Source organism: Petralouisia muris (assembly GCF_004793545.1).
In the GTDB taxonomy this organism is placed as follows: Bacteria; Bacillota; Clostridia; order Lachnospirales; family Lachnospiraceae; genus Petralouisia; species Petralouisia muris.
The window spans coordinates 1-13,867 of record NZ_SRYA01000097.1 but is presented as its reverse complement, the minus strand read 5'-3'; the positions used below and the strand labels follow the sequence as shown (position 1 = coordinate 13,867).

The window sequence follows — 13,867 nt, the reverse complement described above, 5'->3', positions numbered from 1 at the left end:
ATTTCTAAAGTTCAAATCGCTGTAGCCCGTATAAATACTGGGGTTACAGCGATTTATTGTCCATATAACTGTTAAAAACAGGAGCATACCATACCCCTTTGCGTTGGCGCAGATGTCTTCCACAAAGATGCAGCGGCCAATCTTGCCGGACTGCTCCAGATACTTTCTAAGCAGCAGGGCGCCGCCGCCGATAAATACCACGCAGCCTGCTTTCAGGTCAAGCCCCCGCTCCCTGAGCGTGCCGAGGATGTCATTCACAAAGGTCTTTGTCATATCCTCCACAATGCGGATGACCTCCCCGTGGAAATCCGTCCTTTCTCCCCGAATGATCCGGTCAATGTCCGTATCGTCGATCAGGATGTCCTGTTCGGAATTGACATGGGAGGAAATGTCATTATACAGCCGGATGACACCCTTCTCCAGAGAGTCGCAGACGGACAAATCCGGCTTCCCTCCCCGGATCATAAGGTAATCCAGCGTAAAGCCCCCAATGTCCACCGTAATAACCTTATTGTATTCTGCTATCTTCTGATAAACAGTCATGGCAGCCGCATAATCCTGTTCCCGTGGTCTATCGGTACAATCATTTTCTGATACATCATCGCCTCAGCTCCTTTATGTTTTATTTACTGTTTTATACGCACGGTTTAAGTAAAAGCCAACAGCACTTTACAAAAATATTGTTTTTTACATACAGTTTACGCAAAAAAGGACGAACCCCCGTATGGAAGTCCGCCCTAAAATAAAATATGCTCTTACGATAGATTACACTTAATACTGTCCATCCAGCCCCAACCATTCAGCCGGAGTCAGTACAGACAAGGAAACATCCTTGTAATCTTTCCGGTTTGCCGTGATAAGGTAATCCACCCGATTATTCCGCCCTGTCATATACTGCACACAATCCTCAAAATCTTTCCATTTCTGTCCAAACGCATCCTGTATGTCCTTTTCTGTTACAGAAAGAACTGTTACCAGACAGAAAATGTTTTCCATGATAACATATGTCCGTTCTGTATCATGTGTTTCTTTGCGGATAATATAAAACAGATCCGTTACAGAAGATGCTGTTATACATGCAAGAATTCCCTGCTCCCTGATCTTCCTGAACAGTTTTACCGAAATATCATACCCGTTTCTTTTAAGAACCATATCCAGAAGCACATTGGTATCAATTAACAGCTTCATACCGTTCCCTCATCCTTTCCTCCCTGTATTCCTCCAGTGTTTTCCCCGTATCCGGTATCACACCTACGATATTCCCCAAAATGTCATCCAGAGATTTTTCACCTCCGGGCATTTCTTTCGTCTGCTGTGAGCTGAGGAACTGCACAAAGCTATATATCGTTTCTATCTGGTTTTCCGGCAGGGTGTTCAACAGATTTATCGTTTTCTCCAATGTTGACATACCATTCTCCTTTCCATGACCCGTAAGGCCGCCTGATGCTTTTTATATATTATACCATCCTCTGCACAAATTAACTATTGCTTTTTTTCTGCTCCAGGTCATACAGGTAATCGTCCACGCCCTTTACATGCCCCGCCCAGTCTCCGTCGCCATCCATATCCCATGTGAGTGTTTTCACGGACAGTCCCAGTTCCCGGCAGATCTGTGTAAGTTTCTGGCAGCCCCGCTGGATATTCTGGCGCTTCACGCATTTCTTTTCACAGGAAATATCCTGCTGTTTCCAGTCCTTCCTGTAGTTTTCGCATTGCCTGCACTTTTCGTTATAATCGCCTCTGCAGGCATTCTTTAACAGCTATCCATGTCATAGGCTTCATAGAGCGACTGCGTACCCATCTGTTTCATCTCCCGTAAAAACGGGGGGCAGGTTCGCATACTGGTTCGCTCCCGGCACGCAACCGAAAGTCCTACCGGATAAGGCATGGACAAGGTCGCCCTTTAACGGTCCTTCCGTAATAAAAATGGTCTTTTCCCCCGGACTGCCCGCCAGATGGACCGGGCTTCCGGAGGATGTACCCATATTAAAGTTCGTGCTGGAGAGCCAGATGTACTTCCTGCCGTCGTAAGGATGATCCAACCGGATCTGCGCTCCTACGATCAGTCCGTCGATGTTCCGGACCGGAACAAGAAAACCGGAGGACTTATTGGAGAAATGGATGGTCCACTCCCCGTCCTTATCCTGATAAACTCCCGGAACGCCCTCTACGGTGCATCCCACCGCCAGAAGTCTTTCCGTCAGCTTTTTATAGCCGAAGACCGGCGTGCTCTTATAGCCGTTCTCCTCGATCTGCTGCTCCGTGAACCCACGCTTTAACAGGTTCTTCCTATGGGTATCCGCAAGCACCAGCATGGAAAAGAACATACTGTATGTCTTGTGTCTCACATGATCCGGGGCGGGCATGGCGCCTGGGAGTTCCGGCTCCTTCGGGGCGATCTCCCGTTTCCTTACCTGATAGGACGGCGCCTGCTCATTCCTTCCCAGGGCGCCTTTTATCTCCTCATAAGCGGCCTGGTTATCCAACCCGTATATCCTCCCATACAGGGAGCGCATGCCGCCACTTTCCCCGCACCGGTTGCACTTGAACACATTCTTTTTGGTGTTGAGGTTGAACTTGCCCTTTTTCTCCCCGCAGAACGGACAGTCCACGTCAAGGCTCGCCGCATTTTTATGCCTGGCATGCAGGTTCAAGAGGTATGCCACATCCACGATGGTAAACGGAAAATCCCGATACATGGCGTTCCTCCTCGTATAATAAGTTTGTAAGCAAGGAAAACAGCTTACAGACTTATTCTTTTTTGGTATAAATGGTAAGGACATCTAAGAGGAACTCCCCTCAGCCCCATTCCCATCTATACAGTTAATAGTTACATATCATTATAGGCAGATCCTGTGGTATGATATTAGTTAAAGTCTGATGTCCGAAGGCACTGCTGTTCCTCCTCGTATTGCGTCTCATAATCCATCTGGTACACATCATCCAGTTCCATCCGTTTTTCATTCATATATTCCAGATAATAGCAGATAGCAAATGCACTTCTGCGAATCGTATTTGGGGAACGGTTCGCCCTTGTCATATGCGTCAGATATTTTGTTGGGAGTTCTACGATATCCATTGTCTCCAAATCTCTGATATAAAAATACTTTGTTGACATATCTTTTATCATTCCCACTTGATACCGTTTCATTTATTCCACTTCCTTTCCTCCGACGCTATACACAGTATACCCACACCATGCAGATAAAGCTATCGCCAATACTACCAATCCACCGCAAAACTCCTTTAAAATACCAACAAACTTTCGCCGCCCCACTGCCCCACATTATAAGCAGAACCAACAACACCACAATCCGTAAAAATACCAGTACAGCATTGCATTATTCACTGTTAATTACGCAATGCTGTAACTGGTTCCTACATATAATATTCCACATTCTTCCGGCTGCGGATGAAGGCTTCCACATCCCCCAGCGATTCTGCCATCCCACAGGCCGGAAGCGCCTGCAGGACTTTCTCATGGTATCTTCCTCCTTTGGCTGCCCGGTGATCCAGAATGGACACCACGCAAGTATCGGTCTCTGTCCGAATGGCTCTCCCAAACCCCTGCCGCAGCTTCTTCTGCATATCTGGGACAGCCACCGCTTCTATATATTCCCCCAGGCTCTCATACTGTTCTTTTTCCGCTTCCCTCACCGGATCCGGGACGGCAAATGGCAGCCGTACTATAATCAGCGAGGATACCATATCCCCCGGGAAGTCCACGCCTTCCCAGCAGGAGCCAGCTGCAAACAGCACCGCGTTCCCATATTCCTTAAAATGCATGATTTCCTCCTGCGCATGCCTCCATACTTCCACCATCGGGAAGGGCAGGCTGCCGCGCAAAACTCTGCATACATTTCCCATCAAAGAGTAGGACGTAAACAATACCATCGTATGCCCATGGGCTGAATATACCAGCTGTCTGATCTGTTTTGCTATCTGTACAGCTTCTTTTTCACTGCCGTGCCGGATTTTCTTATAATCTTTTGGCAGATAAAGCAGGCAGTTTTTCCTATACGCAAAGGGGGATTCCGCAGCGTATTCCTGTACCGGCGCCTGCTTCCCCCTTTTCTTTCCGCTCAAGCCAAGCATCTGCCGCGTATGCAGAAATCCATTCCCGGCTCTTAAGGTGCCGCTTGTTATGATTGCCGGAAATCCTTTTTCCCACAGCATCCCATAAAGATAAGCCGGAACCTCCCTGCTGACTGCGCAGAACACCGGATACTGTTCCTTATCCTGTTCCAAATACAGGATATACCTCTGATCCGTAACCGGCTGGAAGAAACAGAGAATCTTCCCTGTTTCTTCCAGCCGGTTACGGATCCATTTCGGAATGCCCCTCCCGCACCGACTTGCTGTCCCAAACAATAACGCGGCGCTTTCTTTCAGCATATTCCTGCCTGTTTCCGTCTGCCGGAATGCGGTCTTCTGCCCATACTCAAACGGGTTCTCCTGTGCAGTAATTTCAAAGAGAGTTTTCAGCATAGCTTTGATCCGTCCGGCGCGCATTTTCTGATGTTCTCTCTCTAAAAAATAACAGAGCTCCAGAACATCGTCATAGCAGAGCCTTTTCCCGCACATCTGCCCTACTGCCTCCGGGAGCTTATGGGCTTCGTCTGCCACCAGTATCTGGTAATCCGAAAGAAGCGGGCGGTATCCCTTTGCCCTGTGGGACGCATCTGCAAGCAGATAATTGTGGTTGCAGATCTGAAAATGGATCCCGATATTCTTTGCCGGATCCAGATGCCTTTGGTAGCGGCAGCCCTCCCTACCCTCACAGTCCTTTGGGCAGAACCGGGGCACGCATACCAGCCTCCGGTCAAACCCGCTTAACCCCTTCACCTGATCCATGTCATAACATGTAATCAGAGAAAACAGCGCTTTTTTCTGGCCTTCATTTTTTCTCTTATCCTGAACGGCCGCAAGACGCTGCTTTAAGCGGATGTCGCATACGAAATGTTCCTTTCCCTTCCGAACCACAGCCTTTAAGGGAGTATGGATGATCTTTTCTTCCAGCAGGATCTTAGACAGGAACGGAATATATTCCCGCAGAATTGCTTCCTGCAGCGCAATGCTGGAAGTGGAAATGACTGCTGGCTGGCAGGGCACAGGCTTCGCCTCCGCATTCCCCCGCCCTTCTCTATACTTTTGCCGCATAACGCATGCCGCCAGATATGCGTAGGTTTTCCCGATGCCTACCCCCGCATCGCACAATGCAATCTGATTTCCCCATAATGCATCCAGCATTTCATGGCTTAACCGGAGTTGTTCTTCCCGGACATTCAGTCCATGCTCCGGCAGAGCCTTGCGGAAAATATACTCTGTTTCCTCATGTGCCTTCTCCCTGTATTTTCTGGCATATCCTTTATTATTATCGTACCCCATCTTTCCTGTATCTCTTTCCGGCCTTCTGGTCCTGTGTTGTTGCACCTGCAGGGTTTTTCCCCATATGCTTTCCTTTTTTTGTATTTCCACCAGCTGGTACCGGAATTACTCTGGCCGCTCCATTTCTATAAAAAAATCTCTCCGGGACTTTGTATCGTTCCATATACTCTGCAATCTGTTCCTTGCTCAAAGAGCAGAAATCTTCCCCTGCCGTACCCAAAACAAGAAACGTACCGGCTATCACATCACACAGCCGCCCTTCACAGTCATAGAACCCCCGGTTCGGCATAAGGCCTTTCAGTTTTCCATCGCCATTGAGAATGACTGCACAAGCACCATCAAAGGGAAAAATTTCTTCGATATTCCCTCCGACTTCAACCTGCAGGGATTTTAATCCGCTGGAAATTGTTTTTACATAAGGTTCTTTCAACGGCTCTACAACCAGAACGGTAATCCCGGCTTTTTCTCCATTATCCTTCATATCTAAAATTACCTTCTTTCACGCGTGGCGTTGGTATCACATGAATGCGGCCGCAGCTTCCTGCAGCCGCATGGTATCTGATATCAACGGCACACTTCGATTGATTTCATTTTTCTTATTTTCTGGCATTCGTATTTGTCCCCGCGCCCCCGACTGCCTGCCATTCCTTTTTGTAAAATAGCTGGGAACATTACAGGCAGGCATCTGGCCGGTCCGGTATCTTGTCCACGCGGAAAGAAATTTAATACAATTTCCATCCATGCATGCATGATTGAACATTAGAAGTTCAACAAGTATACCTTAACGAACATTAGTAGTTCGTTAAGTATAAAATACCGTACTGGATGCTGTTCACGGATGTCCGAAAGGTCTTGCTGATTACAACCTAAATTCCATCTTTTGCTTTTGGCAAATATGTGTATCATTATCCCCCGATCGTGATCATGGCGGAAAGCCTGCCATAGCTTTATTTCAAGTATAAGGACTCGCTCGGGGCAGAACCGGATACCGTATGGCAGGAACTGCATTCTTTATACCGGTTTCTATACTCTGTCTGATAAAAACCTTTATTTCCTGCCACACGGTACCAGTTTTGCCCGTCCTGGCGCTCATCTTTTCACGCTTCTACTCACGGGAACGTACCTGTAATGCTGGTATAAAGTTATCAATGTGCATCTGAAAGGATTTCCCTTTCTATTTAATAGCCGCCGGGAACCCTCCTTTTTTCTCGCACATTATAAAATTTTTTTAATTTTTTTCTTCAGCCTGTCAATCCGGCAGTAAACAGCCCGCTCACTGGTCCTTAACTTAACGGCAATTTCCGCAACAGAAAATCCCATCATCTTCAGGAGTAACATTTGAAGCGTCCTTCTGTCAGAATCCAGCAGGATATGTAACAGCCTTTCGTCATTGATAGAATCTAACAATGCCGGGATTCCTGTTACTTCCTGTTCTTCTATCTCTAAGCCTTCCCAATCTGCATATTCCGGAAATGCCGCCCGATGCTCCAGATACCGCCTTTCTGATTTGAATTCCTCCCAGTCCCTGCGCCTTAGTTCCAGTATGACTTTCTCATCTGTTCCCAAAGCCCTTAGTTGTTCTTCCTCTTTTTCTTTCCATTGCTTCCATTTCCATTCTTCTTTTGCTTTGTTATAAGCCATTTCCCTTTCCTCCGATTTGAATTTTTGAAATCAAATCGAAGTAAGGCGGAGAACGTGGTTTCCAATCGAATTTTGTCGCGAAAAAAAGCGGCACAACCTTATTCAGGATTATGCCACTGCTCATATTACTTTTTCGTTTTAAAAATACTTTTTTTAAAACATCTCTTTTTTGTTTCCGTACTGCAATTCTTTTCTTGCGATTACCTTGCACACAACAATTTGTGTGACCTTTTTCTTCTTTCACTTTCTATAAATTTTATCTTTATTTCTTTTTCTATAAAAAGTAAAAAACCAGAAACTTCTTTGTAGCCGCTCAAAATTTTTGTCAAAGTTTCTCAAAATAATTGACAAAAAAGAGAATGAATAAACATGCAAATATAGCGCATATTTATTCGTTCTCTTTTTATACAGCCGGAACTGTGAAATTAAAGCACACCTTCTATGAAACTTTAATAAAAGTATACCACATACTTATTCTATAACCTTTCAATTTTTTATTCAACCTTTTATTGAATCTGATTTATTTCATCTGGTACATATTCTAAAATATCCCCTGGCTGACACTCTAGCAAATTGCACACTTTGTTTAATGCCTTTTGCGTCAAAAGTTTATTATCCCTCATTTGTTGTAATTGTGCTTCTGTGAAAATTTTTTCTTTTCTTATCTTATTAGTGTTATATCCTACATTTTTCAATGCTAAAAGTAAATTGATTTTATATCTAATCAAAAAATCACCATCCCTTCATTAGACATAATACCATTAAATTACATCAAAATTAAGTGTAAATATACACAAAAAAATAATGTAAATATTGTGTACTTTGTCAATAGAATTACACTAAAATATAATGTAATATATGTGTATAAGATAAAGCAAGGGCAACGACCTAGCAAATCAAAACCCTTGCAATATCTTAAATACAACAGAATAGGGGGTGTTAGTCATGTATACCGATTACGGTTACATTGGAAAAGCCGATAACGTAACATATGCTACCGAGCAGGAAGCGTTAGAAGCCAATCCAGACAACTAACCAGATGGGGCATAGCCAAGAGCTTGTAAGTCCCCATTACCAAACCCTATTGGCAACCAGTAAAGGCGGTTGTATATATATTATATCAGACCGCCGCAAAAAAAGAAAGGTGGTAATTATGGCTAAAAAAATGAACGTTTTACAAAAGATTGATAACGGAATCTTGCAGGTAAAGGAATTGCAACGGAAAGTAGAGCAAAACACCATCATAGAGGAAAAAGCAATCCAGTTAATATCCGAGTGCAGGTTTAAGGAAGCTATGAAATTATTGGAAAGAAAATAATTCTCAGAATCTATTATAAAGGCTAAATTAATTCTGGCTACTTGTAAAAATGTAGTCCCCAAAAAGCAGAAAGGATGACTTATATGAGTGCAATAGATGATATTAAATTCACTGTTATTTCCAACTGTGTAGCATCTGATTTACTTTCAATAGAACAAGACGATTATACAGAAATAATAATGAAGATGAAAAGCCTTCCACGACGCAATCTGGAAAGTGTTCTTGAAATATTAAACATGCATGTTGTAGGTAACATAAGCAGTAAAAAGAAAGTAAACAAACACTCTACAACAAGCGATTTCAAAATAATTAAAAACAACTCTCTTTGAATTTACAGAAATACTCCTGTTATAATAGCGTTATAATGCGTAATAACGCGAGTATTTCTGTTTTAGTGTAAAAGTATCCTTAGACTATTATCTAAAGCGAATTTGAGCCTTTTAAGATATTTTTTATCTGCTTCACTGTCAAGTTGTACTTCTTTGATAATTCTCCAAGGTTATAACCATTATATTCCTGCAAAATCAGCCTGTTTCTTGTGTTGCATAATACACTTTTACGCATAGGAAAATAAAGTTCATCCCCCATAGCATATTGGCAGAGTTTTAAGAAATTATCCAATCCAATCAAACTAATAACAGGCTGGTAAGTTTCTGGTATATCAGATACATGCACATTTTTCAGAAGTTCGTTATCATCCATCCGCATCACCCCTCACACCATAATTGACAAAATCAGCTTCACTTAAATTCAGCATCCTGCAAATCTTTTTCTGAATATCATTTAATTGGATGTCGGCTTGCCAAGATGGCTTCACAGAATTAACAATAGGCATCATGCCATTTATGGCAGGGGTGTTTGTCAATGCGACGGAATGAATCTGTGAAGCCTTACGGTCTTTTTTCCGCACCATCACAACAGGGGAAAGATACCTGTATTCCCTGTTCTGTAAATAGTCCTTTGCCCTTTTCGTCCATTCCACCCTTGCAAAGATACCGTCACTTTTCAAAACAAGTTCTTTTATCCATCCCCCTGCCGGGGCTTGCATGTCCCTTAAAGTCTGGTGTTCATAATCAATGACAATGTCAACCGCCCTGTGCCCCATGTGTTCCTTCATCATTCGGAAACTTTCACTGTCTACTAAGAAATCACCTTTTTCTGACGATATATAGCCCAACGGAAGAACCCTGATATATTCAGGGGCTTCCGTCAGGTTTGCCGTCTGTGACAATACTTCTGCATACACTTCCATATCAATCACCTTCTATCCTTTGGCTGTTTCCTCTGCTGTTCCGGTGCTTCCATAGGCTAACTGCCATAAGCCAAAGCCGACGTTGTACCTTGCCTTGATTCCATAGATGACTTCATCATCAAAGAAAACATTGTCATCATTTTCTTTGTTTTTGCATACCAGCTTCGCTTTCTCCCTTTCCTGAAACACAAACGGCTTGATATAGCGTTTTGTGCAGAATAAATACCACTGCTCTGCGTAATCCGATAATTCCGGTACAACCAGAAGGTCACAGGTGCTCTTGTTTACATTGGAGCTTCCTGCAATCAAATCTGCAAATAAAAGTTCCTTTGCAACAGCTTCCTTCTGTGGGGCAACCACCAGAAGGTCAGGGACAATGTTAAGCGACCTGTGCGATTCACCTTTTACCGTCATCATCTGTGACCTTGCTTCTGCATAGGATTCTGCATTCAGCTTTTTATTTCCCATGTTGGACTGTACAGCTTTATCTTTTCCGCCCATAGGATGCCTGTCACTGAAAAAGCTAACCCCATCATAACATTTCTGGTTGAATCCGTCCCCAAGTAATTCAAAAGTCAGGGAATCGGGATGCTTCTTTGCAGATAACCCCATTTCAGAAATAAGCGGAGTGTAAACCCCATACTGGTCATCTGCAATGTCATTCACAGGGATTTTTGTTGTCAGCTCAAAAGTTCTGTTCTTGATTACATAATCATGTGCAATCAGGTTCTGGATTTCCCTTGAGCCAATCCATTCCCTCATGTTCGGGATCTGCCCCATCCATGCATAAGTTGTTTCCCTTGTCTCGGATGGCACAGTCATGGCAATTTTAGGATAGTTCACAGGGGTTTCACTGAATGCCTTGTTAAAAGCCGCTGAATATCCAACAAACAGACCGTTTAAGCTCTGCTGATTTATTACCATTCAAGCTCACTCCCTTCGCTGATGCTTATTTTCACAAGGACACGCCCATCTTCTCCCACACTTAAGACTTCGCCAGCCTTTGTCGTGTTTATGTTGTCCAGTGTCACGGAATTGTTTCCGTTGAAATAGCAAATCCGCCCAATATCGGTGTCAAGGATTTTATGCTCCGGCAGTTCCGCATTGTTGATGATGTAGATGCCGTCTTTGCAGATTGCCGACTTTGCACCATGCTCATCCGTTACGATTCTAACCGCACATCCAATGGCATAATAGCCGCCCTCTTTTTTTGCCTTGCTTGCCTGTAAGGTTCTGGTGTTTACGACAACCAAATCACCTTTTTCAACTGTTTCCCCTTTGGCAATAGGGAAAATGGACACCTTCTGTCCTAAAAGGTTTAATAAAAATTGTTCATTTCTTAATGGTCTTTCCATAATGATTTACCTCCGTTTTATTTGAATTTTATTTGATGTAATATCATTATAGAAAATATTCCCGGAAATTTTTAGGGGAAGTATTTCCCCGAAAATAAATATTTATTATTATGGATTATTTATAACCCAAATAGCAAAATTATTTTATACATAAAAATGAATATTTATTATTTTGTATGGATTACTTATAACCCTAAATTGTCTCTTTGTTTTATACAAACATATATTCTCAAAAACTGGCTTAAACCCTTGAAAACAGGGCAATACGACATACTATTTTTAAAGTATCCATTTTGTCACTTTGAAAAAAGATATTTACCCAATTTTTGTTCTGAAAAAATAACGCTGACTTTATAAAACGTTATTTCCTGTAACGCCCATTTTATAAGGCTTTTCCCACTTGAATAACGAAAAGTAAATTAAAAAAATGACACATTAACGCCACGTTATAACGTTTTAAAAAACATTCCTTAAATTGCTACAATCTTTACTTTGTCTTTTCCCTTCTCTATAATTGTGTAAAAAAAGAAACCCCTTAAATAAAAGGTTTTCTTATCCTATTTCCTTTTTCTTTTATTATTTCAACCAATTATCAGACAATTCCCCCCATTCTCAAAATTACTGTCAAAGATGTTTCATTTTTTCTCTATCAAATTCGCTTTAGCCCTTCATTTATCGGGGTTTCCCGTCATTTCCCACCTCTTCACGGATGGTCTCACGTTGACATGTCCTTTTTGTCAGTTATTCTGTTAGGTTACACCGTCCCTCCGGTAGCCTGAAAAATCGAGCAGCCAGAAAACGGCATCCTTGACTTCCATCCCCGCAAAGACACGCAGGAAATCTATCTGTGAACCGCCGTTGTTTCCCTTTTCATGTTCCCTTGACCACCGGAACCAGTTCGTGCGGTTATAAATCCGTATCGAATCCATTTCTTTCAGGGTGTGGTATCTGCCTATCTTTTTCACAGTGTAGCCGAGGCTTGCCGCTACCGCTGTCAGGTCAACGCCCTTTGCAATCGCAAGTTCCTCTGCCGTAAAACTTCTTCTTTCTTCCATCGCCTCACCTTGCTTTCCCTTTTTCCGCTACCATTGCCGTTTTCCCAAAATCCAGTGATTTATAGTCTGTAGAGAGATAAATTTTCGGGTGTTCCAGCAGCCCTTTTTCATTAAAGCTGAAATACTGGCTGTTGTCGCCTCCTACGATCACATGGTCATGCAGCGTAATCCCCATCAGGTCCGTCAGTTTCAGCATCCGGTCAGTAATCATGGTATCCTGTTTGGAGGGGGTAAGGCTACCGCTCGGATGGTTATGGACTAGGATCATCTTCGCCGCATTGGAAAGGATGCTTGCCTTAAACAGCTCCCTCGGCTCTGCAATGGTCTGATCGACTGCCCCCATGCTTACAATGCTGCAATTAATAGGGCTTCCATCCGATTTCAGGTTAATGATGCACAGCACCTCCCTGTCCATTTCACATAAAAAATCCCCCACTACTTTTACGGCATCCTGGGGAGTTGTGATCTTATGGTCTGAAAACAGCGGCGCATCCTTTACCAGCCTTACCGATACGACTTCCAGTTTAAAGGGTTCCTGTTCCTGCATCTGCTTTCTCCCCTCCCGGCTCAATACGGATAATAAATTCCCCCTCCTGCCGCTGCACCAGTTCCATAAGTTCCTTTACGGTCAGTTCTTTTGGTGTTTCTTCCATAAATATCCGCTAAACCTCCTATCTGGACTGCTTCGCTTCATAAATGTGTCCCTGTTCTGCCACAACTCCGTCCAGCCTTTTGTTTGGCGTGTCAGTTGCAAGCGTAATCTTCCGCAGGTCTTTGTCATAGTGGTACACCTGATTAGAAAGTCTCTCTCCCAGTTCCACCTGATCCATGTTTATTTCCGCAACCATCTGTGCCAGTTGCTCCGGTTCACCCATATTTACAGACACAGCGATCACCTCATGCACGGAAGAAGGCATCACATACAGGTCACTTCCCACTTTTTCTGCCAGTTTGTGCAGCTTATCCTCATAAAGCATGGAAGCCGCACCGCTGATTTTACACTCATTTGAGATAACCCACATGGTCTGTTCCGGTTCCATTTCTCCAATCATAAGGTCTGCCATTGATGGCGGCATACCGTCAGCAATAAACATTTCCCTCATTACCTCATTCATGGATTTTACTGTGGGCGGCAGGATACGCCTTGTGTTTTCCGCAGCAGCCTTAAACAACTGTTCCTCTCCCATTCCAAGCTCCTTTGCCAGATTGTTGTTGATCATGGTGCTTGAAAATCCCTTCTCATCCATGCTTACTACCCATCGGTAAATAATGGACAGGTCCTGAAACTCCCTGTGCGGCATTTTCTGTAACATATCTTCATTCTGTATGGTATTTACAAGCTGGAATATGATATTGTCCTTTGCCGCCTGCAAATCCAGCGGCGGCAGCACTGTCTGCTGAAATGCCTTATCCATTGCCTCTGCCGCATTCTGCATAGTTTCCTGCAAATCCCCTGTCCTTAAATACTCCTTATACATATCACTGATGTATATGGTTGGTGAAATACTGCCCCCACCCTCCAAACGAAGGCTCAATCCATCCATTTTACGGTTGATTTTCTCCACGGAGTCAACCCGCATCTCCGAGTCCTGATACTTCTCCGGCATATAATCCAGTAAATTTTCTTTTACAACTTCCTTGAAAACCTCATAATCCATCATAAATTCCATTCCTCCAATCAAAAGCGTGGTACATGCCTATGCCCCGCATTATTTTTCAATTCCATTCATGAACCCGAACTTCTTTTCAATATATTCCGTTTCAGACAACTGCCCTTCCAGAGCCATATTGTATTCCGACATAAAAACCTGTATTTCTTCCAGAACTGCATCTGTCAGGGACAGCGGATAGTCTGACG

The 13,867-nt window shown here is 43.5% G+C and carries 18 protein-coding genes and 2 pseudogenes; 2 read left to right on the top strand and 18 right to left on the bottom strand.

What is annotated here, in order from left to right:
- From E5329_RS25575 to E5329_RS25535, 10 genes and pseudogenes are all read right to left on the bottom strand, one after another.
- Positions 1 to 543 (bottom strand): annotated as a pseudogene (locus E5329_RS25575) (hypothetical protein); the annotation flags it as partial.
- A gap of 228 nt (positions 544 to 771) precedes the next feature.
- Positions 772 to 1,188 carry a PIN domain-containing protein gene (locus tag E5329_RS25570; RefSeq protein ID WP_135992056.1) on the bottom strand — a complete coding sequence of 139 codons (417 nt, stop codon included), beginning with the start codon at positions 1,186 to 1,188 and terminating at the stop codon, positions 772 to 774.
- On the bottom strand, positions 1,172 to 1,408 hold the full coding sequence (locus tag E5329_RS25565; protein WP_135992055.1) for a hypothetical protein: 237 nt from the start codon (positions 1,406 to 1,408) through the stop codon (positions 1,172 to 1,174). Before E5329_RS25565 ends, E5329_RS25570 begins: the two co-directional genes overlap by 17 nt.
- 70 nt (positions 1,409 to 1,478) lie before the next feature.
- On the bottom strand, positions 1,479 to 1,655 hold the full coding sequence (locus E5329_RS31160) for a hypothetical protein (RefSeq protein WP_275443741.1): 177 nt from the start codon (positions 1,653 to 1,655) through the stop codon (positions 1,479 to 1,481).
- 123 nt (positions 1,656 to 1,778) lie between these two features.
- A complete protein-coding gene (locus tag E5329_RS25560) occupies positions 1,779 to 2,699 on the bottom strand; it encodes a CHC2 zinc finger domain-containing protein (protein ID WP_275443740.1) in 921 nt (306 codons plus the stop codon).
- 167 nt (positions 2,700 to 2,866) lie between these two features.
- Positions 2,867 to 3,151 (bottom strand): hypothetical protein, encoded by a 285-nt coding sequence (locus tag E5329_RS25555; protein ID WP_135992054.1) that lies wholly within the window; start codon positions 3,149 to 3,151, stop codon positions 2,867 to 2,869.
- Positions 3,152 to 3,378: 227 nt separating this feature from the next.
- On the bottom strand, positions 3,379 to 5,388 hold the full coding sequence (locus E5329_RS25550; RefSeq protein WP_135992053.1) for an ATP-dependent DNA helicase: 2,010 nt from the start codon (positions 5,386 to 5,388) through the stop codon (positions 3,379 to 3,381).
- Complete coding sequence (locus E5329_RS25545) at positions 5,375 to 5,869, bottom strand: DUF3846 domain-containing protein (RefSeq protein ID WP_135992052.1); 495 nt, start codon at positions 5,867 to 5,869, stop codon at positions 5,375 to 5,377. Before E5329_RS25545 ends, E5329_RS25550 begins: the two co-directional genes overlap by 14 nt.
- A gap of 734 nt (positions 5,870 to 6,603) precedes the next feature.
- Positions 6,604 to 7,029, bottom strand: a complete 426-nt coding sequence (locus E5329_RS25540; protein WP_135992051.1) for a sigma-70 family RNA polymerase sigma factor — start codon at positions 7,027 to 7,029, stop codon at positions 6,604 to 6,606.
- A gap of 506 nt (positions 7,030 to 7,535) precedes the next feature.
- Positions 7,536 to 7,757 carry a helix-turn-helix domain-containing protein gene (locus tag E5329_RS25535; RefSeq protein ID WP_135992050.1) on the bottom strand — a complete coding sequence of 74 codons (222 nt, stop codon included), beginning with the start codon at positions 7,755 to 7,757 and terminating at the stop codon, positions 7,536 to 7,538.
- A 425-nt stretch (positions 7,758 to 8,182) separates the two neighbouring features.
- On the opposite strand from E5329_RS25535, the gene E5329_RS30090 reads away from it, so the two are divergent.
- Together E5329_RS30090 and E5329_RS25530 are read left to right on the top strand one after the other, a co-directional pair.
- Positions 8,183 to 8,347: a hypothetical protein gene (locus E5329_RS30090; RefSeq protein ID WP_168356774.1), complete on the top strand. Its 165-nt coding sequence runs from the start codon at positions 8,183 to 8,185 to the stop codon at positions 8,345 to 8,347.
- Positions 8,348 to 8,430: 83 nt separating this feature from the next.
- The gene (locus tag E5329_RS25530) at positions 8,431 to 8,676 is read left to right on the top strand and encodes a hypothetical protein (RefSeq protein ID WP_135992049.1); all 246 of its coding nucleotides are present in this window, start codon (positions 8,431 to 8,433) and stop codon (positions 8,674 to 8,676) included.
- A 91-nt stretch (positions 8,677 to 8,767) separates the two neighbouring features.
- On the opposite strand, the gene E5329_RS25525 is transcribed toward E5329_RS25530, so the two are convergent.
- The 8 genes and pseudogenes from E5329_RS25525 to E5329_RS25495 all read right to left on the bottom strand — a co-directional run bounded on the left by E5329_RS25525 (position 8,768) and on the right by E5329_RS25495 (position 13,670).
- Positions 8,768 to 9,049, bottom strand: coding sequence for a Mor transcription activator family protein (locus E5329_RS25525; protein ID WP_275443739.1), 282 nt, complete (start codon positions 9,047 to 9,049; stop codon positions 8,768 to 8,770).
- Entirely contained in the window at positions 9,042 to 9,599 is a 558-nt protein-coding gene (locus E5329_RS25520; RefSeq protein ID WP_135992047.1) for a phage protease, read from the bottom strand. The genes E5329_RS25525 and E5329_RS25520 overlap by 8 nt, the downstream gene beginning before the upstream one ends.
- Before the next feature lie 12 nt (positions 9,600 to 9,611).
- Positions 9,612 to 10,523 carry a Mu-like prophage major head subunit gpT family protein gene (locus E5329_RS25515; protein WP_135992046.1) on the bottom strand — a complete coding sequence of 304 codons (912 nt, stop codon included), beginning with the start codon at positions 10,521 to 10,523 and terminating at the stop codon, positions 9,612 to 9,614.
- Positions 10,517 to 10,954 (bottom strand): hypothetical protein, encoded by a 438-nt coding sequence (locus E5329_RS25510; RefSeq protein ID WP_135992045.1) that lies wholly within the window; start codon positions 10,952 to 10,954, stop codon positions 10,517 to 10,519. Before E5329_RS25510 ends, E5329_RS25515 begins: the two co-directional genes overlap by 7 nt.
- A gap of 764 nt (positions 10,955 to 11,718) precedes the next feature.
- Positions 11,719 to 12,009 (bottom strand): annotated as a pseudogene (locus E5329_RS25505) (topoisomerase); the annotation flags it as partial.
- A gap of 4 nt (positions 12,010 to 12,013) precedes the next feature.
- Positions 12,014 to 12,556 (bottom strand): JAB domain-containing protein, encoded by a 543-nt coding sequence (locus E5329_RS25500; protein ID WP_135992044.1) that lies wholly within the window; start codon positions 12,554 to 12,556, stop codon positions 12,014 to 12,016.
- Complete coding sequence (locus E5329_RS31155) at positions 12,534 to 12,662, bottom strand: hypothetical protein (protein ID WP_016214115.1); 129 nt, start codon at positions 12,660 to 12,662, stop codon at positions 12,534 to 12,536. The genes E5329_RS25500 and E5329_RS31155 overlap by 23 nt, the downstream gene beginning before the upstream one ends.
- 18 nt (positions 12,663 to 12,680) lie before the next feature.
- Complete coding sequence (locus E5329_RS25495; protein ID WP_016214114.1) at positions 12,681 to 13,670, bottom strand: DUF5688 family protein; 990 nt, start codon at positions 13,668 to 13,670, stop codon at positions 12,681 to 12,683.
- Between the last annotated feature and the right edge of the window lie 197 nt (positions 13,671 to 13,867).

Excerpts from the sequence above, each read along its gene's own strand:
- E5329_RS25545 (WP_135992052.1), bottom strand. The coding sequence starts at position 5,869 with ATGAAGGATAATGGAGAAAAAGCCGGGATTACCGTTCTGGTTGTAGAG.
- E5329_RS25550 (WP_135992053.1), bottom strand. The coding sequence starts at position 5,388 with ATGGGGTACGATAATAATAAAGGATATGCCAGAAAATACAGGGAGAAG.
- E5329_RS25520 (WP_135992047.1), bottom strand. The coding sequence starts at position 9,599 with ATGGAAGTGTATGCAGAAGTATTGTCACAGACGGCAAACCTGACGGAA.
- E5329_RS25500 (WP_135992044.1), bottom strand. The coding sequence starts at position 12,556 with ATGCAGGAACAGGAACCCTTTAAACTGGAAGTCGTATCGGTAAGGCTG.
- E5329_RS25510 (WP_135992045.1), bottom strand. The coding sequence starts at position 10,954 with ATGGAAAGACCATTAAGAAATGAACAATTTTTATTAAACCTTTTAGGA.
- E5329_RS25555 (WP_135992054.1), bottom strand. The coding sequence starts at position 3,151 with ATGAAACGGTATCAAGTGGGAATGATAAAAGATATGTCAACAAAGTAT.
- E5329_RS30090 (WP_168356774.1), top strand. The coding sequence starts at position 8,183 with ATGGCTAAAAAAATGAACGTTTTACAAAAGATTGATAACGGAATCTTG.
- E5329_RS25495 (WP_016214114.1), bottom strand. The coding sequence starts at position 13,670 with ATGATGGATTATGAGGTTTTCAAGGAAGTTGTAAAAGAAAATTTACTG.
- E5329_RS25525 (WP_275443739.1), bottom strand. The coding sequence starts at position 9,049 with ATGGATGATAACGAACTTCTGAAAAATGTGCATGTATCTGATATACCA.
- E5329_RS25560 (WP_275443740.1), bottom strand. The coding sequence starts at position 2,699 with ATGTATCGGGATTTTCCGTTTACCATCGTGGATGTGGCATACCTCTTG.
- E5329_RS25565 (WP_135992055.1), bottom strand. The coding sequence starts at position 1,408 with ATGTCAACATTGGAGAAAACGATAAATCTGTTGAACACCCTGCCGGAA.
- E5329_RS25530 (WP_135992049.1), top strand. The coding sequence starts at position 8,431 with ATGAGTGCAATAGATGATATTAAATTCACTGTTATTTCCAACTGTGTA.
- E5329_RS25540 (WP_135992051.1), bottom strand. The coding sequence starts at position 7,029 with ATGGCTTATAACAAAGCAAAAGAAGAATGGAAATGGAAGCAATGGAAA.
- E5329_RS25570 (WP_135992056.1), bottom strand. The coding sequence starts at position 1,188 with ATGAAGCTGTTAATTGATACCAATGTGCTTCTGGATATGGTTCTTAAA.
- E5329_RS25515 (WP_135992046.1), bottom strand. The coding sequence starts at position 10,523 with ATGGTAATAAATCAGCAGAGCTTAAACGGTCTGTTTGTTGGATATTCA.
- E5329_RS31155 (WP_016214115.1), bottom strand. The coding sequence starts at position 12,662 with ATGGAAGAAACACCAAAAGAACTGACCGTAAAGGAACTTATGGAACTG.